22 protein-coding genes and 1 other RNA gene are annotated in these 23,074 nt (G+C 66.2%); 13 read left to right on the forward strand and 10 right to left on the reverse strand.

The window, feature by feature from the left end:
* Positions 1-25: 25 nt before the first annotated feature.
* A complete protein-coding gene (locus ACX9OT_RS20675) occupies positions 26-2,047 on the reverse strand; it encodes an esterase/lipase family protein (protein ID WP_459003505.1) in 2,022 nt (673 codons plus the stop codon).
* A 153-nt stretch (positions 2,048-2,200) separates the two neighbouring features.
* Between ACX9OT_RS20675 and ACX9OT_RS20680 the strand changes: the two genes are divergently transcribed.
* The gene (locus ACX9OT_RS20680; protein ID WP_459003507.1) at positions 2,201-2,662 is read left to right on the forward strand and encodes a methyltransferase family protein; all 462 of its coding nucleotides are present in this window, start codon (positions 2,201-2,203) and stop codon (positions 2,660-2,662) included.
* Between the two features lie 14 nt (positions 2,663-2,676).
* Here the strand turns inward: ACX9OT_RS20680 and ACX9OT_RS20685 are convergent, their stop codons facing one another.
* Entirely contained in the window at positions 2,677-3,162 is a 486-nt protein-coding gene (locus ACX9OT_RS20685; RefSeq protein ID WP_459003509.1) for a hypothetical protein, read from the reverse strand.
* Positions 3,163-3,253: 91 nt separating this feature from the next.
* Complete coding sequence (soxR, locus tag ACX9OT_RS20690; RefSeq protein WP_459003511.1) at positions 3,254-3,724, reverse strand: redox-sensitive transcriptional activator SoxR; 471 nt, start codon at positions 3,722-3,724, stop codon at positions 3,254-3,256.
* A 108-nt stretch (positions 3,725-3,832) separates the two neighbouring features.
* Between soxR and ACX9OT_RS20695 the strand changes: the two genes are divergently transcribed.
* Positions 3,833-5,266 carry an MFS transporter gene (locus ACX9OT_RS20695; RefSeq protein ID WP_459003513.1) on the forward strand — a complete coding sequence of 478 codons (1,434 nt, stop codon included), beginning with the start codon at positions 3,833-3,835 and terminating at the stop codon, positions 5,264-5,266.
* Positions 5,267-5,314: 48 nt separating this feature from the next.
* On the opposite strand, the gene ACX9OT_RS20700 is transcribed toward ACX9OT_RS20695, so the two are convergent.
* Together ACX9OT_RS20700 and ssrA are read right to left on the reverse strand one after the other, a co-directional pair.
* On the reverse strand, positions 5,315-6,820 hold the full coding sequence (locus ACX9OT_RS20700) for a S8 family serine peptidase (RefSeq protein ID WP_459003515.1): 1,506 nt from the start codon (positions 6,818-6,820) through the stop codon (positions 5,315-5,317).
* A gap of 343 nt (positions 6,821-7,163) precedes the next feature.
* Positions 7,164-7,556: a transfer-messenger RNA gene (gene ssrA, locus ACX9OT_RS20705) on the reverse strand.
* A gap of 510 nt (positions 7,557-8,066) precedes the next feature.
* Here ssrA and ACX9OT_RS20710 point away from each other — a divergent pair.
* Entirely contained in the window at positions 8,067-8,498 is a 432-nt protein-coding gene (locus tag ACX9OT_RS20710; RefSeq protein WP_071229471.1) for a GNAT family N-acetyltransferase, read from the forward strand.
* A 141-nt stretch (positions 8,499-8,639) separates the two neighbouring features.
* Positions 8,640-9,212 (forward strand): hypothetical protein, encoded by a 573-nt coding sequence (locus tag ACX9OT_RS20715; RefSeq protein WP_032128284.1) that lies wholly within the window; start codon positions 8,640-8,642, stop codon positions 9,210-9,212.
* A gap of 125 nt (positions 9,213-9,337) precedes the next feature.
* Here ACX9OT_RS20715 and smpB read toward each other — a convergent pair whose 3' ends face one another.
* Positions 9,338-9,841, reverse strand: coding sequence for an SsrA-binding protein SmpB (smpB, locus tag ACX9OT_RS20720; RefSeq protein WP_010484447.1), 504 nt, complete (start codon positions 9,839-9,841; stop codon positions 9,338-9,340).
* Between the two features lie 57 nt (positions 9,842-9,898).
* Here smpB and ACX9OT_RS20725 point away from each other — a divergent pair, with 57 nt between their 5' ends.
* Both ACX9OT_RS20725 and ACX9OT_RS20730 read left to right on the forward strand, forming a co-directional pair.
* Positions 9,899-10,324, forward strand: coding sequence for a type II toxin-antitoxin system RatA family toxin (locus ACX9OT_RS20725; protein ID WP_010484449.1), 426 nt, complete (start codon positions 9,899-9,901; stop codon positions 10,322-10,324).
* 3 nt (positions 10,325-10,327) lie between these two features.
* Complete coding sequence (locus ACX9OT_RS20730) at positions 10,328-10,585, forward strand: RnfH family protein (protein ID WP_032128285.1); 258 nt, start codon at positions 10,328-10,330, stop codon at positions 10,583-10,585.
* Between the two features lie 36 nt (positions 10,586-10,621).
* Here ACX9OT_RS20730 and ACX9OT_RS20735 read toward each other — a convergent pair whose 3' ends face one another.
* Positions 10,622-11,014 (reverse strand): outer membrane protein assembly factor BamE, encoded by a 393-nt coding sequence (locus ACX9OT_RS20735; protein ID WP_010484453.1) that lies wholly within the window; start codon positions 11,012-11,014, stop codon positions 10,622-10,624.
* A gap of 103 nt (positions 11,015-11,117) precedes the next feature.
* Here ACX9OT_RS20735 and fur point away from each other — a divergent pair, with 103 nt between their 5' ends.
* Positions 11,118-11,525 (forward strand): ferric iron uptake transcriptional regulator, encoded by a 408-nt coding sequence (gene fur / locus ACX9OT_RS20740; RefSeq protein ID WP_005409235.1) that lies wholly within the window; start codon positions 11,118-11,120, stop codon positions 11,523-11,525.
* Positions 11,526-11,583: 58 nt separating this feature from the next.
* Here the strand turns inward: fur and ACX9OT_RS20745 are convergent, their stop codons facing one another.
* Positions 11,584-12,828, reverse strand: coding sequence for an SGNH/GDSL hydrolase family protein (locus ACX9OT_RS20745; RefSeq protein ID WP_459003520.1), 1,245 nt, complete (start codon positions 12,826-12,828; stop codon positions 11,584-11,586).
* A 97-nt stretch (positions 12,829-12,925) separates the two neighbouring features.
* Between ACX9OT_RS20745 and ACX9OT_RS20750 the strand changes: the two genes are divergently transcribed.
* A complete protein-coding gene (locus ACX9OT_RS20750) occupies positions 12,926-13,843 on the forward strand; it encodes a LysR family transcriptional regulator (protein ID WP_071229472.1) in 918 nt (305 codons plus the stop codon).
* A 121-nt stretch (positions 13,844-13,964) separates the two neighbouring features.
* On the opposite strand, the gene recN is transcribed toward ACX9OT_RS20750, so the two are convergent.
* Positions 13,965-15,626, reverse strand: coding sequence for a DNA repair protein RecN (gene recN, locus ACX9OT_RS20755; RefSeq protein WP_459003522.1), 1,662 nt, complete (start codon positions 15,624-15,626; stop codon positions 13,965-13,967).
* A gap of 115 nt (positions 15,627-15,741) precedes the next feature.
* On the opposite strand from recN, the gene hrcA reads away from it, so the two are divergent.
* The 4 genes from hrcA (at position 15,742) to dnaJ (ending at position 20,769) form a co-directional block, all read left to right on the forward strand.
* Positions 15,742-16,806, forward strand: a complete 1,065-nt coding sequence (gene hrcA / locus ACX9OT_RS20760; protein ID WP_459003524.1) for a heat-inducible transcriptional repressor HrcA — start codon at positions 15,742-15,744, stop codon at positions 16,804-16,806.
* 63 nt (positions 16,807-16,869) lie between these two features.
* Positions 16,870-17,385, forward strand: a complete 516-nt coding sequence (grpE, locus tag ACX9OT_RS20765) for a nucleotide exchange factor GrpE (RefSeq protein WP_005409240.1) — start codon at positions 16,870-16,872, stop codon at positions 17,383-17,385.
* A gap of 182 nt (positions 17,386-17,567) precedes the next feature.
* Positions 17,568-19,490, forward strand: coding sequence for a molecular chaperone DnaK (gene dnaK, locus ACX9OT_RS20770; protein ID WP_459003527.1), 1,923 nt, complete (start codon positions 17,568-17,570; stop codon positions 19,488-19,490).
* Between the two features lie 154 nt (positions 19,491-19,644).
* Positions 19,645-20,769 carry a molecular chaperone DnaJ gene (dnaJ, locus tag ACX9OT_RS20775; protein WP_005409242.1) on the forward strand — a complete coding sequence of 375 codons (1,125 nt, stop codon included), beginning with the start codon at positions 19,645-19,647 and terminating at the stop codon, positions 20,767-20,769.
* 60 nt (positions 20,770-20,829) lie between these two features.
* Here the strand turns inward: dnaJ and ACX9OT_RS20780 are convergent, their stop codons facing one another.
* Positions 20,830-21,627: an AraC family transcriptional regulator gene (locus tag ACX9OT_RS20780; protein ID WP_149909075.1), complete on the reverse strand. Its 798-nt coding sequence runs from the start codon at positions 21,625-21,627 to the stop codon at positions 20,830-20,832.
* Positions 21,628-21,699: 72 nt separating this feature from the next.
* On the opposite strand from ACX9OT_RS20780, the gene ACX9OT_RS20785 reads away from it, so the two are divergent.
* Positions 21,700-22,899 (forward strand): MFS transporter, encoded by a 1,200-nt coding sequence (locus tag ACX9OT_RS20785; protein WP_164162773.1) that lies wholly within the window; start codon positions 21,700-21,702, stop codon positions 22,897-22,899.
* Positions 22,900-23,074 lie beyond the last annotated feature (175 nt).

The following is a 23,074-nucleotide window of genomic DNA, read 5'->3' on the forward strand; positions in this document are numbered from 1 at the left end:
GGGTTTTCCCCTCATTCGCCCCCTGCTATTTCACCACGGCACCGTGCTGTTGCATGTCTTCATGCAGGATCCGCCGCAGTTCGACGATGGCCGGCGTGGCTTCCTGCACGCTGTGCCCGGACACGATCACCTTCTCCGAATCCGCGTGCGGAAGGTGCGAGCTCCAGTAGGGCACCAGCCCGTCGTCGGTCTTTTCCAGCGGGCCGTCGGCCTTGGCGCGCGCGATGATCGAGTGGTAACGCACTTTCGGTGCCATCGGCAGGTCGGCCACGGCGCGCACGAAGGGATCGTCCTTGTCCAGGTTCTGGATGCTGTTCATCTGGTAGCCGTGCTTGCCGTCGTTGCGATCGATCTTGCCGTCGTTGGCGATGGTGGCCACGTCCTCCAGGACGGTCAGTGGCAGCCGTACCAGGCGGCCGATCCAGCGGCCGAGGCGGGTGCTCGCCACATCGGTACCGCGGTGCGGCGTGGCAATGAACACCACGCGCGATACTTCCGGTTCCGGCAGGAAGGTCAGCACCGGCGCGCCCTTGGTGCGCAGCAGCTCCTGCTGCGCAGGCGTCATCTGTGCGGTCGCCAGCAGGGTCTCTACCAGGTGGTCGCCGGAAGAAGACACCATCAGCCGTGAGATCACCCCACCCATGCTGTGCCCGACCAGCACCATGTCATGAGAGGCCTGCGCCTTGCCGCTGGGGTCGAAGTGCTTGAACACCTCATCCAGCGTGTGGCGCATCGCATCGTGGCTCATCGCGATGGGCATGTTGGTCGGGTAGTAGAACTGCCAGACCTGGAAGTCCTGGCGGATCTCGTCGTCGCGCATCAGCTCGTTGGCGACGTTGACCCAGGCTTCCGGGCTGCTGGCCAGGCCATGGATCATCAGCAGCACGCGGCGGTTCGGGTCGTAGGGCTGCATCATGTACAGATGCGGCGTGTCGATGCCGCCCTTGCCACCGAACAGCGAACGCAGCGATTGGTGGCTGAAATTGGAGCGCGCCAGCCACAGTGCGTAGCCTGCGGTGAAGTTCGCGGCCAATGGCACCTGCTGCCCATGCAGGGTGACTTCCGTGACCTGGTAGGGATCGTGGATCTCCAGTTCCGGCTCGTCGTCGTGCAGTACTTCCCACAGGTTCTTTCCGGAGAAGCGCAGCAGCACCGTCATCGATGGCGACGGCATCTCGCTCCAGCTCTGCGTGACGGGCGTGGTGGCCTGCGCGGCGGCTGTGGTGGCCGGCGGCGTGGTGGCCGTAGTGGCGGCTGGATCATCCATCACGGCCACCAGTTCGGCACCGAAGCCATCGCGGCGATGCACGCTGCGCAGCGTGCCGGTGAACGATAGCGAGGCTGCCGGTACCAGTTCGGTGGGCGTACGCGTATCCAGCGGTGATGCTTGGCCCGACGGCGCCAGCACGAACGTCCAGCGGCCCAGCTGGAAGTGGCTGGCTTCACCATGCACGCGCCCGGTGGCATAGGCGTTGTACAACTGTACCGAGGCTTCCTGCACGGCCAGGTTGTAGTAGTCGCGCACCTGGGTCTGGCGGTCTTCGAAACCGCGCTGGTTGGCCGTGCGCTCGGTGAAGAACAGGTAGGCGTAGGCCTGCCGCGCGACCTGCATCCACGCGTCCAGGCGCGGCTGGAAGTCCGCATCCAGTTCGGTGATCACGCTCTTGGCGCGGCCTGACGTGGAGTACTCGCGCTTGGGCGCGGGCAAGGTCATCGCATACTGCAGCCACAGCTCGGCCAGGCTTGAGCGCTTGTCCTCCTCGCGCACCACGATGCTGCCTTCCATGGCCTCGATGCAGGGCAGGCCTGGCTTGGCGCAGACGCCTTCGTCGAGGCCGGCGACGCGCAGCGTCTCCATGGTGGCCGAACTGAGCTTGCCGGTGGTCAGGATGTCGCCGCGTTTCAGGGCGATGTACTGCCCGGGGGTGACCGAGGCCACCTGCACCGACGGCCCGAACTGGCGCAACGTCGCGCAGCCGCCCAGGGTGAGCAGCACGGTGATGATGAGGGTCGTGCGGCCGATGAAGCCCAAGCCCGTGGTTGCCATACGATCCTCCTGCGCGGTGGCGCCACTCTAGCGGTCGGCATGTCAAAGCGGAAGATACCGGGCGGTCGGTTTGGAGCGCGGAAATGCCGCCAACCGGGCGATTCAGGCATTTCCGTGTGACACTGGGGTGAACAGGATGAATGCGGGGCTGCGATGCGATGGCTTGAGACCCGTGTTCCTCCGCCTCTTGTGATGCTGTTGTGCGCCGCCATCGGCTATACGGTCAGCCGATGGCAGCCGGGCGCGGCGCTGCAGCTACCCGTGCCGGAGTTGCTTGCGGGTCTGGTGATGGCCTTCGGCGTGGTATTGAACCTGCTGCCGAAGCTGGCCTTCCGGCGCGTGGGCACCACGGTCAACCCCCTGCGGCCAGCGACGTCGAGCGTGCTGGTCACGCACGGCGTGTACCGCTACACGCGCAACCCGATGTACCTGGGCCAGGCCACTGTCCTGGCAGGTGCCATGCTGTACCTGCAGAACCTGACCGCACTGCTGGCCGTGCCGCTGTTCGTGCTGTACATCAACCGATGGCAGATCATGCCGGAAGAGCGGGCACTGTCGGCCCGCTTTCCGGAGGCATACGCAGCCTTCCGCCAGCGCGTACGGCGCTGGCTCTAGCGCGGGTCAGGCAGTCACGGTGTGATCTGGCACTTCACGGCAGCGGAATAGCCTTCGTAATCATTACCGGCAATCACGTGCAGGGTGTGGTGCTTGTCGATGCGCTTCACGTAGGACGGTGCTTCGGTGTTGGCGTATTCGTTGACCGTGGTCACCGACCAGGTCTTGGCCAGGCGCTTGGGGTCGACACCGTTCAAGTAGACGAAGATGCTCTTCTCGCCCTCGGCGACATTCACGTCGGCATGGGGGACGGTACCGCCGAACAGGGCGACCGGCGTGGTTTCCGGCTCGAACGTGCCACCAGGCTTCCTGGCCAGGCCGGCTGCCTGCAGGGCATCGATAGCCTCGGCTTCGCTGAAGGTCGAGCCTGCCTTGCAGGCCAGCAGGGCTTCGAGTGTTGCGGTGCCGGGCGGCGCGATGGCGGGTGCAGCCGCGTGCGCAGCCGGGGCCGCGGCACAAGCAGCCAGGAGCAGGGCAGAGGTGATGATCACGGTTCTCATCGCAGGTCCTTCTGTAGGTAGTGGGCAGCAACGCGGGGAGGATGCCGCTTCATTTTGCGATGTTTCAGTCAGTGCCGCGTGCAGCAATGGATCATGCCCCATTCCGGCTGCCGTCGTCCGATTCAAGCAAGACGGCGCCGTCGCCGCGTTGTGACAACTGGTCGCCAGGGTTTCGCAACGGACAGTCCTTCAGTGACAGGCAACCACAGCCGATGCAGCCGTCAAGCTGGTCGCGCAGCTGGACCAGGCTGCGGATGCGCTCGTTCAGCATGTCGCGCCAGTTGCTGGACAGCCTTGCCCAGTCCTTCGAACTGGGCGCCCGTTCGGCTGGAAGATCATCCAGCGCGATCTTGATCGTGGCCAAAGGAACGCCCGCCCGCTGTGCGACCTTGATCACGGCAATGCGCCGCAGCACGTCGCGGCGGTAGCGGCGCTGGTTGCCGTTGTTGCGCCAGCCATGGATCAGTCCCTTGGCTTCATAGAAGTGCACGGTGGCAATGCTGACCCCGCTGCGACGCGCGACTTCGCCCACGGAAAGCGGAACGCTGACATCGATCTTCATGGCCGGGGTTCCTTGACCTCATCAATACATGAGGTTTTATAAGGCAGTTCCCTTTTTCCTGCATGTGAACCCTGGGCTGCAGGTCATGAATCATAGGTTTGAACGAAAATGGAACAGCAAGGCATCGCCGTCCCCGGCACCCGCTGGGGCGATCTCCTGTCCGGCCGCAATGCAGTGCGCTCACTTGCCCTGGCGGGCGGGGTCGCACTGCATGCGGTCAACGTCTACATCGCCACCACCATGTTGCCAACCGTGGTGGAGGACATCGGTGGCCTGGATCTCTACGCATGGAACACCACGCTCTTCGTGGTCGCGTCCATCCTGGGGTCGGCACTGTCGATCAAGCTGCTTGAACGTGCCGGGCCTCGTGGAAGCTATGCAATGGCGACGCTCATCTTCGCAGCCGGTGCCGTGATCTGCGCGCTCGCGACCTCGATGCCGATGATGCTGGTGGGGCGGCTGGTGCAGGGTGTCGGCGGCGGCTTCCTGTTCGCGCTGGCCTACGCCATGATCCGGCTCGCGTTCGAAGAGCCGCTCTGGCCCCGCGCGATGGCCCTGGTTTCGGGGATGTGGGGCGTGGCGACGTTGATCGGACCTGCGGTGGGCGGCGTCTTCGCCGAATGGGGCGTATGGCGGGCCGCATTCTGGTCGGTCACCGCGGTTGCCGTGTTGTTCGCGCTGCTGGCGTCGAACGTCCTTCCGCAGAGGGAGGCATCGTCTTCAGCTGCGGCCAGGTCCTCGGTCCCGTGGCTGCAGATCCTGCTGCTGACCCTGGCCGTCATCAGCGTCTCCCTTGGCAGTACATCCTCGAGCGCAGTCAACAATTTCATCGGCATCGTGATGGCCGTGTTCCTCGCAGTGGTGCTGATGAGGATCGAGTCCCGAGCGAAGCAGACGCTGCTTCCTTCCGGCGCTCTCCGGCTCCGCTCGCGGCTGGCCGCGTTGTATGGGCTGATGTCGCTGCTGGTGGTGATGATCACCAGCGGCGAGGTCTTCGTGCCACTGTTCCTGCAGGTGCTGCATCAGCAATCACCGCTTGCTGCGGGCTACCTCGCGGCGCTGATGGCGGCCGGTTGGACGCTCGGGTCGTTGGTCGGCTCCGGCTTCAGCGGGCGCGCCGTTGACCGGGCGTTGATGATCGGCCCGGCGCTGGGGTGGGTGGGCATGATCGGGCTGGCGCTGCGGGTGCCGGCTGCGGGCAGCGGTACGTGGTTGCAGATGGTGCCGATCTGCGTGGCGCTGGCCGTCATCGGGATCGGCGTGGGTCTGGCCTGGCCTCACCTGCTGACACGCGTTCTGACCTCTGCACCGCCGGAGGAACAGGAGCGCGCCGGTGCGTCGATCACCACCGTCCAGCTGTTCGCCACCGCGGCCGGGGCTGCGCTTGCCGGGATGGTCGCCAATGCAGCGGGACTGATCGAGCCGGGCGGGGCCGAGGGAACCGCGCGTGCGGCCCGGTGGCTGTTTGCCACCTTCGCGCTGGCGCCGATGCTGGGCATGCTGCTGGTGAAGCGATGCCGCTTTCCGGCGGACGTGAACTGAGGAACGGAGGAGGGCGCAGCGACCTTGCCGGGCCGCTGCGCCATGCCATCAGTTGCTGGCTGCCTTCACGGCTTCGGCCGCGTCAATGATGCCTGGCCCGCAGCCACCCGGGCAGTTCGCTGCGGCGATCGGGTGCGCAGTGCGACGCAGGATGTCCTTGACCTGGTCGGTGGTCTTTGGCACCGGCGCCACCGCTTGCATCAGCGCGACGATGCCAGCGACGTGAGGCGCCGCCATCGAGGTGCCGGACATGAAGTCGAAGGCGTTGTTACCCACCGTGGACAGGATGCCCTGCGCCGGATGCTGACGGGTCGGGGCGCAGTTGGCCTGGCTAGGTGGCGTGGCCAGCGGCAGGAACTCGCCGACGGACGCGCGGCAGGACCAGGTTTCACCACCGGGTGCGGTGATGTGGATGCCTGCGCCATAGTTGGAGTAGAACGCGCGTCGCCCGCCCTGATCGTTGGCAGCCACCGCGATCACGCCCTTGCAGTTCGCCGGAGCAAACTCGGACACATCCAGATTGCTGTTGCCGGCGGCGACCACCACGATCGTGCCCTGCGCGGTGATGTCGTCGATTGCATCCTGCTCGGCCGGCGAGCAGGCGCGGCGGCCGCCCAGGCTGAGATTGATGACTTCGGCCGGGTTCGCATTGGCCGGGACGTTGGGCACGTTGATGCCGGCACTCCAGAGCATGCCATCGATGATGTCGGCGGAACCGCCATTGCCCTGGTTGCCGAGTACGCGTACCGGCACGACCTTCGCGTTGTAGGCCACGCCGGCCACGCCGATCTGGTTGTTGGTCACCGCAGCGGCCGTTCCAGCGACGTGGGTGCCGTGTGCGATGCCCGAGGCATCGAAGGCATCGGCGTCGCGTCCATCGCCATCGTCGGATCCGCCACAGCCGGGATTCATTCCGCCGATGATGCACTGCCAATCACTGAACGGACGGGTCGACGAGATCATGTCGTAGCCCGGCAGCAGGTTGGCCTGCAGGTCGTTGTTGTTGAGGTAGCCCGAATCGACCACAGCCACCACCACGCCCTGGCCAGTGGAGCGATCCCACGCGCCGGGCAGGCGCGCGCCACTGGTCGGATTGCTGTAGTGCCACTGCTCGCCGTAGCGTGGGTCGTTCGGTGTGGCGAATGCGCTCATCATGTAGTTCGGCTGCACGTACTCCACATCCGGATCGTCGGCGATGCGCTGCATCAGGATCTGCGCTTCCGGGAGGTCCAGTGGCTTGTCCGTGGTGACCACGTCGGCCCCGCCGCCCATGCGGCGTTGATGGGTTACGGACGCGGCTGCTGGCGGTGCGTTGCCGATCGAACGCTTGCTGCGCTGCTGGACGCCGAGGCGCTTCTTCAGCGCATCCTGCGCGGTGGTGGCGGAGACGCGCTTGCTGCTGCCGTCCCGGTACTTGACGATGAAACTGCTGTACTGCTCGTTGCTGGCCATGCCTCGCGTCCATACCCGTTCGGTGGGTTGGGCGAAGGCGGGGGCGCTGGCCAGGACCAGAGTGATGGCACTGGCAAGGGAAACCCGAAGCGACGTACGCATGGATACAGTTCCTTTGTGGAAGATGTGTCGAACAGGCCGTGCCCCTCGGGCTCGGCTTGGATGTGAAGGGTGCAGGTGTCCCGTGGTCTCCTTTTGATGGCGACCAAGGACGAACGTCTTCGCGGACACATCCCCCCCAAGGAGAGGGTGGGAAATTTCTGAAGTGGTTTAGTGATGTCGAAAGCGAGAGAAGATGGCGGTTGTCGACATTGCTTGACGGCATCGGACCGCGATTGCGCCGAGGCGTCGAACTTCGCAGCGGCGTAGAGCAGCCAATAAAAAAGCCCGGAAACCCACGTTGGTGGAATTTCCGGGCTTCTCCGGTCCTTGACGGACCGTTCGTTGGTGGAGGTGGGCGGAATTGAACCGCCGTCCGAAGGCACTCCATCCCCAGCACTACATGCTTAGCTCACCGTTGAATCTCATCCCCGAGCAGCACGGTGTGCAAAGCGCACCCGGGAACCAGCCTGTTGTGTTCTAGTGCCGGACTGACAGGCAGCCGCCCAGCGCGATTCCATGATAATGACTCTACGCTGCGAGCATGGACACAAGCAGTTTCGAGGCTCCGCCTAAGTCGGCAGAAGGTCACGCACCGCAGTTTTTAGGCTGCGAGAGCGACCGGAGCGTAGTTGTCGTCGTTGGCAACTAGAGTTTTGCAGCTGGATTTACGAGGAAAGCTACCCCCTCGGCATGCGCCAGGCGACTTCACAACCCCCGTCGAAACCAATGCACCCCCGGTTTCTTCAAGCATTGCAAGGCTTTGGGGCCAATGCCGTCATGAAAGCTGACACTGACCCTGCCCAACGAGACGGATCTTACGGCAATCTTCCTGAACAGTCACGCGGGTGAGCGTCCGGCTCCCCGCTGATTGGCACGTTGCGATCCCTTGGGGTGCCGTGCTCGAATTTCCGGACACCACTCCACGGGGGGCTCATGGCCATTTCCGTCAGCCCCGGCAACTGGGGACAGTGTCGGAACGGGCAAGAGGTGCGCGGTGGCATGCTGTCGGCTGAATCGTCCTGGTACATCCAGCCACACGCAGATCGTGCGGCGAAGGCCCTCGCGGCAGCATTCCCAGCAACAGGTCCTGCACCAGGGCTGCAGGCCGATCCGTTGTTGAAGGCAGTGGCATCGGTCTGTGCTCAAGACGGGCCGCAATAGCGCCAAACGCTGAAGCGGGCCGGCGTAGGTGCGATCAGGCTTGATAGCATCCAGATTCCTGAAGTGGAGCCAGTGGAAGGACGCCATGACGCTTGACGTTGCAGTAACAGATGAACCCAGCGACGAAGCGCTGGAGGTGATTGGCACTGGCTTGGATCAGTTCAATCTTGACGCTGCCGGTTACGCCGATCGGCGCACACTGGCGGTGCTGGTCACCGATCCGGCCAGTGGCGAGGTGGTGGGGGGCCTTACCGGGCGAACCTCACTGGGCCTGTGGTTCGTGGATCTGTTCCATCTGCCAGCGGCCCATCGCGGCAACGGGCTGGGGTCGCGTGTGCTGAAGGCCGCAGAGGATGAAGCGCGGCGTCGCGGTTGCCGTTCCGGCGTGCTGTACACCCTCAGCTTCCAGGCGCCCGACTTCTATGTGAAGCATGGATGGGTCGTGTTCGGCCGGGTGCCTTGCGATCCGGTCGGCACATGCAGGGTGTTCCTCAGCAAGGATCTGTCGGCGGGGTGAGCGCTGCGGGCGAGCCGCGCGTCCTGTCAATCCGCAACTTGTTGTAGAGCGTCTGTCATAGCGGATTGCTAACTTCGTGGGCACGAATTTGCGACACACTGGCGATGACCATCCGAGCCAGGACAGACACGGAGACCATGGGTGACCGATGCAAGCCAACAACGCAGCCTGCGGCAGCTGATCGGGCCGGTCGGTGCCGACTACCAGCGGCGTGCGTTGCCGCCGGGCTGGGTCTGGGCGGTGCTGGCGGTGCTGCTGGCGGCCACCTGGGTGACGGAGTTGCCGGCCACGGCTGCGGCGGCACTGGTCGCCAGCGCGGTGGTGGTGCACTGGTCGCAGCGCGGCCGCATCCATTGGCTGGGGTGGCGCCTGCCGGGCCTGGCAGTGCTGGCCGCCCTGCTGTGGGGGCCGGAAGTGCTGTCGCAGTGGTTCGAGCACGGGCTGGCTGTGGTGCTGATGTCGCTGGCCAGTCTCAGCATCGGCGTGCATGTGTGGCAGTCGCGACAGATGGCGCGCCAGCTGCAGGGCGCGGCCGATGCACTGGACGACGCCCAGTTGCTGGCGTTGCTGCCGGCTGATGCCGCGAACCTGGCCCAACAGTGGCGCTTGGGCGATGACCGTTACGCACCGGAGCTGGCGGTAGTGATGCACCTGGCGGTGATGCACGCGGCGCTGTCGCCGCGGATGCGCAGGCAGGGCATGCTGGCGGGGTGACCCGCCTTTTGTAGAGTCGGGCCATGCTCGACTGCTTTTCTTACCGAAGCCGAGCATGGCTCGGCTCTACAGAAAGCCAAGGCAGCCGAGCATGGCTCGGCTCTACATGATCATGTGCAACGGCCTTACGCGTCGCGGTTGCCGCGACGCATCACGCGCTGCTTCTCGATCGCCCAGTCGCGGTCCTTGGCGGCATCGCGCTTGTCGTGGGTCTGCTTGCCCTTGGCCAGCGCCACTTCCAGCTTGATCTTGTTCTTGCTCCAGTACATCGCCGTCGGCACGATCGTGTAGCCATCGCGCTCGACCTTGCCCACCAGCTTGTCGATCTCGCTCCGGTGCAGCAGCAGCTTGCGATCGCGCCGGTCGTTGGCCACGACATGGGTCGAGGCCTGGATCAACGGAGTGATCTGCGCGCCGATCAGGAAGATCTCACCATCCTTCACGTAGGCGTAGGCGTCGACGATGTTGCCGCGGCCAGCACGGATCGATTTCACCTCCCAGCCCTGCAGGGCCAGGCCGGCTTCGAAGCGGTCTTCGATGTGGTACTCGTGGCGGGCACGCTTGTTCAACGCGATGGTTTTGTTGGCCGTCGCGCTCTTTGCTTTATCCTTGCCGCTGTTCTTGCTCATTTCCGTATTGTCTCCGATTCGGGCCCGCCCGGTCGATTGCCGAAACGTCCTGTATTCATGCCTACTATCCGCCGCAGCGCCCTGGTCGAACATTCGGCCGCGCGCATGTTCGACCTGGTCAATGATGTCCAGGCCTATCCGCGCCGTTTCCGCTGGTGTTCGGCTGCCCAGATCCTGGAGCAGGGCGAGGACCGGCTGGTAGCGCGCCTGGACCTGGGCCTGGGCTCGTTCAGCACCTGGTTCCAGACTGAAAACACCCTGCAGCGCCCGCACAGCATCGATATGCAGCTGCGCGATGGCCCGTTCAAGCAGCTGCACGGCCGCTGGGAGTTCCATGCGCTGGCCGAAGATGCCTGCAAGGTCACCCTGACCCTGGACTTCGAGCCCAGTTCGCGCCTGCTCGGTCCGGCGCTGGCGTTGGGCTTCCAGAGCCTGGCCGACCGCATGGTCAATGACTTCATCCGCGTTGCCGACGAGGCCTGAGCGATGATCGAGGTCGAGGTGGTGCTGGCCTGGCCGCAGCGGGTGCTTTCGCGCCGGTTGCAGCTGGACGAGGGCGCGACCGTAGCCGAGGCCATTGCCGCTGCTGCGCTGGAAGGCAGTGCCGACTGCCCGGCGGCGGCCGTGCATGGGCTGCTGGCGCGCCCGCAGCAGGTGCTGCTGGATGGCGACCGCATCGAGCTGCTACGCCCGTTGCAGGCCGACCCCAAGGACAACCGCCGGCGTCGCGCGCTCGGCGGTTGATTCCTGTCGCCCGTCCGCGAGGACGGGCAGGGGGCGTCAGCGACCCTTCTTCTTCTTGTCCTTCGGCAGATTGCGGCCGAACTGGCGCACGGTCTGCTGGGCCAGGGCCTTGTCGTTACCCGGGAAGTAATCGCCTTCCCAGCGGGTCACGTTGTCATTGTCGAAGAACACGGTGAAGTTCTTCACCTCGGTACGGCCCAGGCGGTTCACGCGCTGGCTGGAGGTGTAGTCCCAGCGCTGGGCGTGGAACGGGTCCGGAATGGACGGGGTGCCCAGCAGCGCAGTGACCTGCTGCTTGCTCTGCCCGACCTGCAGCTTGGCCACGGCATCTTCCCGGATCAGGTTGCCCTGATAGATGGGTTGCTTGTAGATGATGCCGCACCCGGTGGTGGACAGGGCGACGGCGGCGACCAACAGGAGATTGCGCATCGGGACTGGCGGTTGGGGAAATCAAACCGATGATACACTCCCGGCGTGCCACCGCGACCCAATCCGAGGCAGCTGGCGCTAAATCGCCAATGAACGGAGACCTATGGAAACCCACGACCTGCGAAAAGTCGGCCTGAAGGTGACCCATCCACGGATGCGGATCCTGGCGCTGCTTGAACAGCGCAATGCCCAGCACCACATGACCGCCGAAGACATCTACCGCCAGCTGCTCGAGCATGGCGACGAGATCGGCCTGGCGACGGTCTACCGGGTGCTGACCCAGTTCGAGGCCGCCGGCCTCGTGCTCAAGCACAATTTCGAAGGCGGCCAGGCCGTCTACGAGCTGGACCGTGGCGGCCACCACGACCATATGGTCGACGTGGACAGCGGCAAGATCATCGAGTTCGAAAGCCACGAGATCGAGGAGCTGCAGCGCAAGATCGCCGCAGACCACGGCTATGAGCTGGAAGAGCACTCGCTGGTGCTCTACGTGCGCAAGAAGCGCAAGTAAGCCGTTCGGGCCAGCTGGATGCGACGAAACCCCGGGCCTGCCCGGGGTTTTTCGTTGCTTACGGCAGATCCACGCCATGTGTGAGGGGCCCCATCAACACCTCCAGATCCACCGCCTCGGCCATGGCCCGGTTACCCGCATCGCCCGGATGCAGGTGGTCGCCGGAGTCGTAGGCGGCGGCCATCCGTGACGGATCGGCCGGGTCGCGCAGCGCCGCATCCAGGTCGATCACCGCATCGAACGGGCTGTCGCTGCGCAGCCAGGCATTGAGCTGTTGGCGCAGTGCTTCCTTCTCCGGCTGGTAGTAGTCGTCCAGCGGCGTGCCGGGCAGGGCGCCGGCGAACGGTGTCAGGGTGGCGCCGAGGATGCGTAGACCCCGCCGATGGGCCTGCTCGGCCAGGGTGCGATACCCCGCCTGCAGTTCGGCCAGCGTGGGCCGGGCCTGGTTCCGGGCGAAGGCGGTGCCGGGCCAGCTGATGTCATTGATGCCGATCAGCATGACTACGCTGACCACGCCTGGTTGATCCAGCACGTCACGCCGGAAGCGGGCCAAGGCGGATTCGCCCATGCCATCGCGCAGCAGCCGCCCCCCGGAAATACCGGCGTTGACCACGGCAACGCCCCGCGGTGCCAGACGCGCCGCCAGATGGTCGGTCCAGCGCTGGTCCTGATCGAGGCTGGCGGTGGCACCGTCGGTGATCGAATCGCCGATCACCACCACGCTGCGTGCGCTGGCCGCCGCCTCGACCTCGATGCCAGCCAGGAACAGGCGGGCAGTGGTGCTGCTGGCCCCGCTCAGAGCCTGGGCCAGGCTCTGGTCGCCGGGCGCAATCCAACTGGTCTGGCGCCCGTCCCAGTGGAAGGTCTGCAGTGGCGTCGGCCCCGGCACAAAGACATTGACCTGCAACGCCTGGCGGTCATCCGTGGCCACCGCTAGTGGATCGCTCAGCCGTTCCTGACCGGGCTCGATCGATACGCCGGGCTGGCCGTCGAAACTGAGCGGCTGCGGGGTGACACCCGCGTGTGCAGCCACGCTGGCCGCCCCGATCCGCAGCGGCTGGGTGCCGTAGGCATTGCTCAGCCGCACCCGCAGCCGGGGCCCGCCCAGGCTGATGCGCGCGGTCTGGCGGAAGGTCTGGTCCTGCAGCGTGGCCGGAACCAGGGTCGGGAACAGGAAATCGGCGCCCCAGACCGGTTGCGGACTGGCCTGCCAGCTGGCGACCCAGTGCCGGGCCGGGGCGGCACTGGCTGCGCTGGAGAGGGTGATCAAGGCGGTCGCGGTGAGCTGGCTGAGGCGGTTCATCGGGCAATCCCGGGAGGAGGGAGGGCCATGGTGATTCTCCGTCGATCTGTGAACTAGACTGCGCATGGATAATCATCTGTGAACTGGATTCATCGCCATGGCGCGACCCGACATCAACCGATCCGGCGAACTGGAAGTGTTCGTGCGGGTGATCGAGACCGGTGGCTTCTCTGCCGCCGCCCGCACCCTGGACATGACGCCGTCGGCAGTCAGCAAGCTGGTGGCCCGGCTGGAGCAACGGCTGGGTACGCGCCTGCTGCAGCGCTCCACCCGCCAGCTGCAGCTGACCCCGGAAGGCTGCGCGTTCTACGAGCGCGGCCTGCGCGTGCTGGCCGACCTGGAGGAGGCCGAGCGCTGCGCCAGCGCCCATGCCGAGCCGCGCGGACGCCTGCGGGTCAATTCCAACGTGCCGTTCGGCCAGCATTTCCTGTTGCCGCTGCTGCCGGCATTCCTGGAGCGCAATCCGCAGGTGGGGGTGGATCTGACCTTGAACGACGAGGTGATCGACCTGCTTGAGCAGCGCACCGACGTGGCGGTGCGGGCCGGCCCGCTGAAGAGTTCCAGCCTGGTGGCGCGACGGCTGGGTGCGACGCGGATGATGATCGTGGCCGCGCCAGCCTACGCGCAGCGGCATGGACTGCCGCGCAACGCTGAGGAGTTGATGTCGCACAACCGTCTGGACATCGGCCATGCGCGTGCGATGCAGGGCTGGCCGCTGCTGCAGGACGGACGCGAGCGGATGGTGCTGCCCAGTGGCAATGCCCGCGCCAGCAATGGCAACGCGCTGCGGCAGCTGGTGCTGGGCGGGTTGGGCCTGGCGCGGCTGGCGACCTACCAGGTGCAGGAGGACATCGCCGCCGGACGCCTGCTGCCGGTGCTGGAAGAGGCCAATCCCGGTGACCTGGAAGAGGTCCATGCGGTGTTCCTGGGGCAGGGTGGCTACCTGCCGCTGCGGGTGCGCGCCTTCCTCGATTTCCTGGTGGAAACGGTGGATCTGGCGCGGCCACGGGGGTAGTGCCGACCGCTGGCCGGCAACCTCATGATCTTCGTTCACCTGTGTTGGGTTGCCGGCCAGCGGCCGGCACTACCTCGCGCGTTGTAGATCCACGCCATGCGTGGATAACCGCGAACAGGCCTCAGACCTGCAGCAGCTTGCGGGCGGCGGCGCGCGCTTCCTTGCTCACTTCCACGCCGCCGAGCATGCGCGCCAGCTCTTCCTCGCGCGCCTTGCTGTCCAGCTTTTCCACCGCGCTCTGGGTCATGCCTTCCACCGGCGCCTTGCTGACCCGGTAATGCGCGTGGCCCTTGGAGGCGACCTGCGGCAGGTGGGTCACGCACAGCACCTGGCGCTTCTCGCCGAGCGCGCGCAGCTTCTGGCCGACAATGTCAGCCACTGCACCGCCGATGCCGGAGTCGACCTCGTCGAACACCATGGTCGGCACCGCATCCAGGTCCAGCGCAGCCACTTCAATGGCCAGCGAGATACGTGACAGTTCACCGCCCGAGGCGACCTTGCGCAGGGCGCGCGGCGGCTGGCCGGCGTTGGCCGCGACCAGGAATTCCACGCGTTCGGCACCCTGCGGATCGGGCTTGCCGGCGTCCTGTGGCTCCAGCTCGATCAGGAACTGGCCGCCGCCCATGCCGAGCTCGGCGATGATGCCGGTGGTGGTGGCCGACAGTTCGGCAGCGGCGCTGCGACGGCTGGCGGTCAGCACCTCGGCCTGTACGCGCCAGGCCGCAGCGGCCTTGTCGATTTCGCCGGCCAGGCGCTGCAGGCGTTCGTCGGCGCCGCGCAGCTGTTCCACTTCGGCATGCATGCGCTCGCGCTGCGCGCCCAGCTCGTCCATCGGCACGCGGTGCTTGCGGGCCAGGTCGTGCAGGCGGCCGAGACGACGCTCGTTCTCCTCGAACTGCTCCGGGTCGGCGTCGAGGTCGTCATGCACGCGGTCCAGCAGCGACAGGGCTTCGTGCAGCTGGATCGAGGCGTTCTCGATCAGGCCGTCCACCTCGCCCAGGCGCGGGTCGTGTTCGATCAGGCGCGACAGCTCGTGGCGCACCTGCTGCAGCAGGTCCAGCGCGGAACTGCCGTCGTCGCCATTGAGCTGGTTGCTGGCCGCCTGGCAGGCGCTCAGCAGGGCGCTGGCGTGGGCCTGGCGGCGGTGGCTGGCACCGAGTGCGACGATCGACTCCGGTTCCAGATCTTCGCGGTCCAGTTCGCGCAGCTGGTGCTCCAGGAAGCCGATCCGGTCACTGACGTCGCCCTGTTGCGACAGCGCCAGCGATTCATCGACCAGAGCCTGCCAGGCCGCGGCGGCGCGGCGCACCTGGCGGCGCTCGTTCTCGTTGCCGGCATAGGCATCCAGCAGGGCCAGCTGCGACGGGCGCGTCAGCAGGGCCTGCTGTTCGTGCTGGCCGTGGATCTCCACCAGCAGCGAGGCCAGGTCGCCCAGCTGGGCCAGGGTCACCGGGCGGCCATTGATCCACGCCCGCGAACCGCCATCGGCGCGGATCACGCGGCGCAGCTGGCACTGTTCCTCGTCGTCCAGCTCGTTGTCGGCCAGCCACTGGCGCGCGGCCTGCAGCTGCTCCAGCGCGAACTCGGCGGAAAGTTCGGCGCGCGCAGCGCCGTGGCGGACCACGCCACTGTCGGCACGCAGGCCGGACAGGAAGCCCAGCGCGTCGACCATCAGCGACTTGCCGGCGCCGGTCTCGCCTGAAACCACGGTCATGCCTGGCCCGAACTCCAGTTCGGTGGCGCGGACGACGGCGAAATCCTTGATCGAAAGATGTCTGAGCATGGGTAAGGGGGTATCAGCAGCCGCGCAACGCTAGCACGCGGGCGAGGGAGGTCCAATGACTTGCCAAGGTGATGCGCCGCCATTATCTAGTGTCCGTGTCTCACAGGTTGATTCCATGCACGGTTCTCCCGACCAGCTTGCCCCGCGTGCGCGCCATCTGCTGCGCACGCTGATCGCGCGTTACATCCAGGACGGCGAGCCGGTCGGCTCGCAGACGCTGGCGCGCGTGGCCGGGCTGGAGGTCAGTCCGGCCACCATCCGCAACATTCTGGGTGACCTGGAAGACCTGGGGCTGCTGGCCTCGCCGCACACCTCCGCCGGGCGCGTCCCGACCGCACATGGCTACCGGGTCTTCGTCGACAGCCTGCTGCAGATGCAGCCGCCGAGCGAAGGCGAGCTGGCCCGGTTGCGCCAGGAACTGGCTGGCGGCGGCAGCACCCAGGCCCTGCTCGGCAGCGCCTCGGAGCTGCTGTCGGCGATGAGCCACTTCGTCGGCGTGGTCAGCGCGCCGCGACGCGAGCAGTTCGCCTTCCGCCAGATCGACTTCGTGGCGCTGGACGGGCGCCGGGTGCTGGCGATCCTGGTGTTTGCCGACAACGAGGTGCAGAACCGGGTCATCGAGACCCGCCAGGAGTTCGCGCCGGGCCAGTTGGAGCAGGTGGCCAACTATCTCAATGCCCATTTCGCCGGCCTGCCGATGGCCGAGATCCGCACCCGACTGCTGCTGGAACTGCGCGATGCCCGCTCCGAGCTGGAACAGCTGCTGGCGCACAGCATCGAGCTGGCCGAACAGGCCCTGCAGCCGGCTGCCGACGACATGCTGGTGGCGGGCCAGACCCGCCTGATGGGGGTGCAGGACCTGTCCGACCTGGAGCGCCTGCGCGAGCTGTTCGAGCTGTTCTCCAGCAAGCGCGAGATCCTGCAGCTGCTGGAGCGGACCATCCAGGCGCCCGGCGTGCGCATCTTCATCGGCGAGGAGACCGGGATGATACCGCTGCAGGGCGTCTCGCTGGTCACTGCCCCTTACACGGCCAATGGCCAGGTGCTGGGCGTGCTGGGGGTGATCGGCCCCAAGCGGATGGCCTACGACCGCGTGATCCCGCTGGTCCAGGCTACCGCCGATGTACTGGGCGCGGCGTTTTCGCCAGCCGGCCGCCCGCCGGGAACATCCGACGCTTGAAACGCAGCATCCCGCCCACACTAGGGTGGGTGGAGGCGGAGATTGACCGCCAGGGACCCAGACATGAACCACGAACAGCCAGATATCGAATCCCAGCAGAGTGCCGCCGATGCGGCCGCCACCGCCGGCGTCAACGACGAAGTCGAGCGCCTGCGCGCCGAAATCGAACAGGTCAAGGCCGATGCCCTGCGTGAGCGCGCCGACCTGGAGAACCAGCGCAAGCGCGTTGCCCGTGACATCGAACAGGCCCGCAAGTTCGCCAACGAGAAGCTGCTGGGCGATCTGCTCCCCGTGTTCGACAGCCTGGATGCCGGCCTGAAGGCCGCCGGCGACGACCCGCACCCGCTGCGCGAAGGCCTGGAGCTGACCTACAAGCAGCTGCTGAAGGTGGCCGCCGACAACGGACTGGTCCTGCTGGACCCGATCGGCCAGCCGTTCAACCCGGAACACCACCAGGCTATCAGCCAGGTGCCGACGCCGGGCGCCGCCCCGGGCAGCGTGGTGACCGTGTTCCAGAAGGGCTACCTGCTCAACGAGCGCCTGCTGCGGCCGGCGCTGGTGGTGGTGGCCGCCGATTGATCGGCCGGGCCGGGCTTTGCCCGGTCCCGGTTGTGCCAGGCCATGCCTGGCAAGGTTTTCCAGGCGCTGAACACAGCGTTCGGGAGACGGCTTGAATGTTCCACGAGCCTCCCCCACATCGTATTCATCCACCGGCCGAACGGCCGGACTGACACCAACAAGCATCCTCAGGAGTCTCCCCCATGGGCAAGATCATTGGTATCGACCTCGGCACCACCAACTCGTGCGTGGCGATCATGGACGGCGGCAAGGCCCGCGTCATCGAGAATTCGGAAGGCGATCGCACCACCCCGTCGATCGTCGCCTACACCAAGGACGGCGAAGTTCTGGTCGGTGCCTCGGCCAAGCGCCAGGCCGTGACCAACCCGAAGAACACCTTCTACGCGGTGAAGCGCCTGATCGGCCGCAAGTTCACCGACGCCGAAGTGCAGAAGGACATCGCGCACGTCCCGTACAGCATCCTGGCCCATGACAATGGCGACGCCTGGGTGGCCACCAGCGACGGCAAGAAGATGGCTCCGCAGGAAATCTCGGCCAAGGTGCTGGAAAAGATGAAGAAGACCGCCGAGGACTTCCTCGGTGAGAATGTCACCGAAGCGGTCATCACCGTGCCGGCCTACTTCAACGACAGCCAGCGCCAGGCAACCAAGGACGCCGGCCGCATCGCCGGGCTGGACGTCAAGCGCATCATCAACGAGCCGACCGCGGCCGCGCTGGCGTATGGCCTGGACAAGGGCGACAACAAGGATCGCAAGATCGTGGTGTACGACCTGGGCGGCGGCACCTTCGACGTCTCGGTGATCGAGATCGCCAACGTCGACGGTGAAAAGCAGTTCGAAGTGCTGGCCACCAACGGCGACACCTTCCTGGGTGGCGAAGACTTCGACAACCGCGTCATCGAGTACCTGGTTGAAGAGTTCAACAAGGACCAGGGCATCGACCTGCGCAAGGATCCGCTGGCCCTGCAGCGCCTGAAGGATGCTGCCGAGCGCGCCAAGATCGAGCTGTCCAGCGCCCAGCAGACCGAAGTGAACCTGCCGTACGTCACCGCTGACGCGTCGGGTCCGAAGCACCTGAACATCAAGCTGACCCGCGCCAAGCTGGAAGCCCTGGTGGACGACCTGATCAAGAAGTCGATCGAGCCGTGCCGCGTCGCCCTGAACGATGCCGGCCTGCGTTCGAGCGACATCAGCGAAGTGATCCTGGTCGGTGGTCAGACCCGCATGCCGAAGGTGCAGCAGGCGGTGACCGAGTTCTTCGGCAAGGAACCGCGCAAGGACGTCAACCCGGACGAAGCCGTGGCACTGGGTGCGGCGATCCAGGGCGGCGTGCTCGGCGGCGACGTCAAGGACGTGCTGCTGCTGGACGTGACCCCGCTGTCGCTGGGCATCGAGACCATGGGCGGCGTGTTCACCAAGATCATCGAGAAGAACACCACCATCCCGACCAAGGCCTCGCAGGTGTTCTCCACCGCCGAGGACAACCAGTCGGCCGTGACCGTGCACGTGCTGCAGGGTGAGCGCGAACAGGCCCGCTTCAACAAGTCGCTGGCCAAGTTCGACCTGTCCGGCATCGAGCCGGCCCCGCGCGGCCTGCCGCAGGTGGAAGTGTCCTTCGACATCGACGCCAACGGCATCCTGCACGTGTCGGCCAAGGACAAGAAGACCAACAAGGAACAGAAGGTCGAGATCAAGGCCGGTTCGGGCCTGTCCGAGGAAGAGATCGCGCGCATGGTCGCCGACGCGGAAGCCAACCGCGAAGAAGACAAGAAGTTCCAGGAACTGGTGCAGGCCCGCAACCAGGCCGACGCCCTGATCCACGGCACCCGCAGCGCCATCACCGAGCACGGCAGCAAGGTCGGCGGCGATGTCATCGGCAAGGTCGAGGCGGCGCTGGCTGACCTGGAAACCGCGATGAAGGGCGACGACAAGGCACAGATCGAAGCCAAGTCGAAGGCACTGGAAGAAGCTGGCCAGTCGCTGTTCGCCGCTGCTTCGGCCGACCAGGGCGGTGCCCCGGGTGCCGATGCCGGCAATGCCGGCAAGGCGCAGGACGACGTGGTCGACGCCGAGTTCACCGAAGTCAAGGACGACAAGAAGTCCTGATCCGGACCGACACGGGACGCTGGCCATCAGCGTCCCGTTGTCGCATCAGGGTCCTGACCGCCCACCGGCGTGTCGGGGCGCCCGACGCAAGAGCGGACCTGGTTCCGCTCTTCCGCTTTGACGAATCCCGACTTTCCGGAACCAGATCCACGATATGAGCAAGCGCGATTATTACGAAGTGCTGGGCGTTGCCCGCACCGCCACCGACGACGAGCTGAAGAAGGCGTACCGTCGCTGCGCGATGAAGTTCCACCCGGACCGCAACCCGGGTGATGCGGCGGCCGAAGCCTCCTTCAAGGAGTGCAAGGAAGCCTACGAAGTGCTGTCCGACGGCAACAAGCGCCGCATGTACGACAGCCATGGCCACGCCGCGTTCGAGCACGGCATGGGCGGTGGCGGTCCGGGCGGCCCGGACATGAACGATATCTTCGGCGATATCTTCGGCAACATCTTTGGCGGTGGCGGCGGTGGTCCGCGCCAGGCGCGTCGTGGCGCCGACATCGGCTACGTGATGGAGCTGGACCTGGAAGAGGCCGTGCGCGGCGTCGAGCGCCGCATCGAGATCCCGACCCTGGCCGAGTGCGGCGACTGCGATGGCAGTGGCTCGGAAGACGGCAAGGTCGAAACCTGCAATGTGTGCCATGGCCGCGGCCAGGTGCGCATCCAGCGCGGCATCTTCGCCATGCAGCAGGCCTGCCACAACTGCGGCGGCCGTGGCCAGATCATCGCCAAGCCGTGCAAGACCTGCCACGGCAACGGCCGTGTCGAGGAAGACAAGGTGCTGTCGGTGAAGGTGCCGGCCGGCGTCGATACCGGCGACCGCATCCGCCTGCAGGGCGAGGGCGAAGCCGGTCCGGCCGGTACGCCACCGGGCGACCTGTACGTGGAAGTGCGCGTGCGCGAGCATGCGATCTTCCAGCGCGATGGCGACGACCTGCACTGCGAAGTGCCGATCCGCATCTCGCAGGCGGCACTGGGTGACACCGTGCGCGTGGCGACCCTCGGCGGCGAAGCGGAGATCCGCATTCCGGCCGAGACCCAGACCGGCAAGCTGTTCCGCCTGCGCGGCAAGGGCGTGCGTTCGGTGCGCAGCCGCAGCGAGGGCGACCTGTACTGCCGCGTGGTGGTGGAGACTCCGGTTAACCTCACCCCTGAGCAGCGCAAGCTGCTGGAACAGTTCGAAGCCACCTTCGTCGGCGAGGAAGCGCGCAAGCATTCGCCGAAGTCGGCCACCTTCATGGATGGCGTGAAGGGCTTCTGGGACCGGATGACGTCCTGAGTTTTTCCATGGAAGCGTAGAACGGTAGCGCCGGGCCATGCCCGGCGTTTTCATTTGCGATCAGCGGAAAAACGCCGCCGGCGTCTGCCCCAGCTGGCGCTTGAACATGCTGGTGAACGCGCTGGGGCTGTCGTAGCCCATCGCCAGCGCGACATCGATGACCTTGTCGCCGACCGCCAGCCGCTCCAATGCGGCCAGCAGTCGCGCCTGCTGTCGCCACTGGCCGAAGGTCATGCCCAGCTCGTGGGCGAAGTGGCGCTGGATGGTTTTCACGTCCACTTCCAGCGCCTGTGCCCAGTCCTGCAGCGTGGCGTCGTCGCCGGGGTGCTTCTGGATGTGCTGGCAGATCCGCTGCAGGCGCGGGTCGGTGGGCGAGGGCAGGTGCAGCGGCAGTACGTCCATGCGGTGCAGCTCGTCCAGCAGCAGGCGCACCACGCGGCCGTCGCGGCTGTCATCCACATGCGCGGTCTCGATCAGGCTGGCGGCGAGCAGCAGCTCGCGCAGCAGCGGCGCTACCTGTACCGCGAACGCCTCGTCCGGCAGCTGCGGCGCGAAATCCGGTTCCACGTACAGGCTGCGCATATGCACCTCAGCGATGCAGTCCACCGCATGGGCCATGCCGGCCGGCACCCAGATCGCGCGGGTCGAGGGCACCACCCAGCGGCCGCCGTCCGCACGCACCACCATCAGTCCGGACATGGCGAACACCAGCTGGTGACGGCGATGCCGGTGGGGCGCGATGTGGGTGCCGGGTTTGTAGTGGCGGGCGCGGCAGGTCACCGGGCGGTGCACCGGAACCTCGTTCCACGGCGCAGTCTCGCGGACCGGGCAGGGAGTGTCCTTTTTGCGATATGCCATGACCCGAACGCGGCAGAAGGGAGGGGGAGGCCACCGTAGCATGCGTGGCTCGCCCCCAACCTGACTGTGTCCATGTCGACCCTGGCTTCTCCCGCAACGACCTCACGCCCGGTGGCCCCCGGCGTGCTGGCCGCCATTTCCACCTCGCATGTCGTCAACGACATGATGCAGTCGCTGATCCTGGCCATCTATCCGGTGATCAAGGGCGGCTTCAATCTCAGCTTCACCCAGATCGGCCTGATCACGCTGACCTACCAGCTCACCGCCTCGATCTTCCAGCCGTTGATCGGCATGGCCACCGACCGTCGCCCAGCCCCGTACTCGCTGCCGATCGGCATGGCCTCGACCCTGTGCGGCATGCTGCTGCTCGGCTTCGCACCGAACTACGCGGTGGTGCTGATGGCGGCGGCGATGGTCGGTATTGGCTCGGCCATCTTCCATCCGGAAGCCTCGCGCATCGCGCGACTGGCCTCGGGCGGCCGTCACGGCTTCGCGCAGTCGGTGTTCCAGGTGGGTGGCAATTTCGGAACAGCGCTGGGCCCGTTGATCGCTGCCGCAGTGATCGTGCCGTATGGCCAGCACGCCGCATCGTGGTTTGCCGGCGCCGCTCTGATCGGCATCGCTCTGCTGACCTATGTCGGCCGCTGGTACGCGTTGCATCTGGGCACGCCACGACCGGTCAGCACGGCTGCGATGGCGCCGCGGCATCCGCCGCGCACCGTGGCCAAGGTACTGGCGATCCTGCTGGTGCTGATCTTCAGCAAGTACTTCTACATGGCCAGCATCGGCAGCTACTTCACCTTCTACCTGATCCACCACTTCGGCATTCCGGTGGCGCAGGCCCAGCTGCATCTGTTCGCGTTCCTGGTGGCGTCCGCCGCCGGCGGCTTCCTTGGTGGCCCGCTGGGTGACCGCATCGGCCGCAAGCCGATCATCTGGACCTCGATCCTGGGCGTGGCCCCGTTCGCGCTGATGCTGCCGCATGCTGATCTGCTGTGGACGACCGTGCTGGCGGTGCTGATCGGCTTCGTGCTGTCCTCGGCGTTCTCGGCGATCGTGGTGTACGCGCAGGAAATGATGCCGCACCGCATCGGCATGGTGTCCGGCCTGTTCTTTGGTTTCGCATTCGGCATGGGAGGGCTGGGCGCTGCTGTGCTGGGCCTGCTGGCGGACAAGACCAGCATCGAGTACGTCTACCAGTTGACCGCGTTCCTGCCGCTGTTGGGTATCGTGGCGGCGTGGCTGCCACCGTCGCGGCCTGCTGCTCACTGAGGGGGTGGGGTTTGCAGGGCTTGCAGCCCTGCACCTGCTGAATCAACGTCAACGTCAAAAGCCTGCATTCCGCGGGTTGGCGGGGTGGGTCCGGTTGAGGGGGACGCTGCAAGTCCCCCTCCGGGGCCCGGCCCAGCCGCTGGCGGCTGTGCGTTCGGGCGCTTGCGAAGCAATG

The sequence above is a fragment of the Stenotrophomonas genospecies 3 genome, from assembly GCF_054473855.1.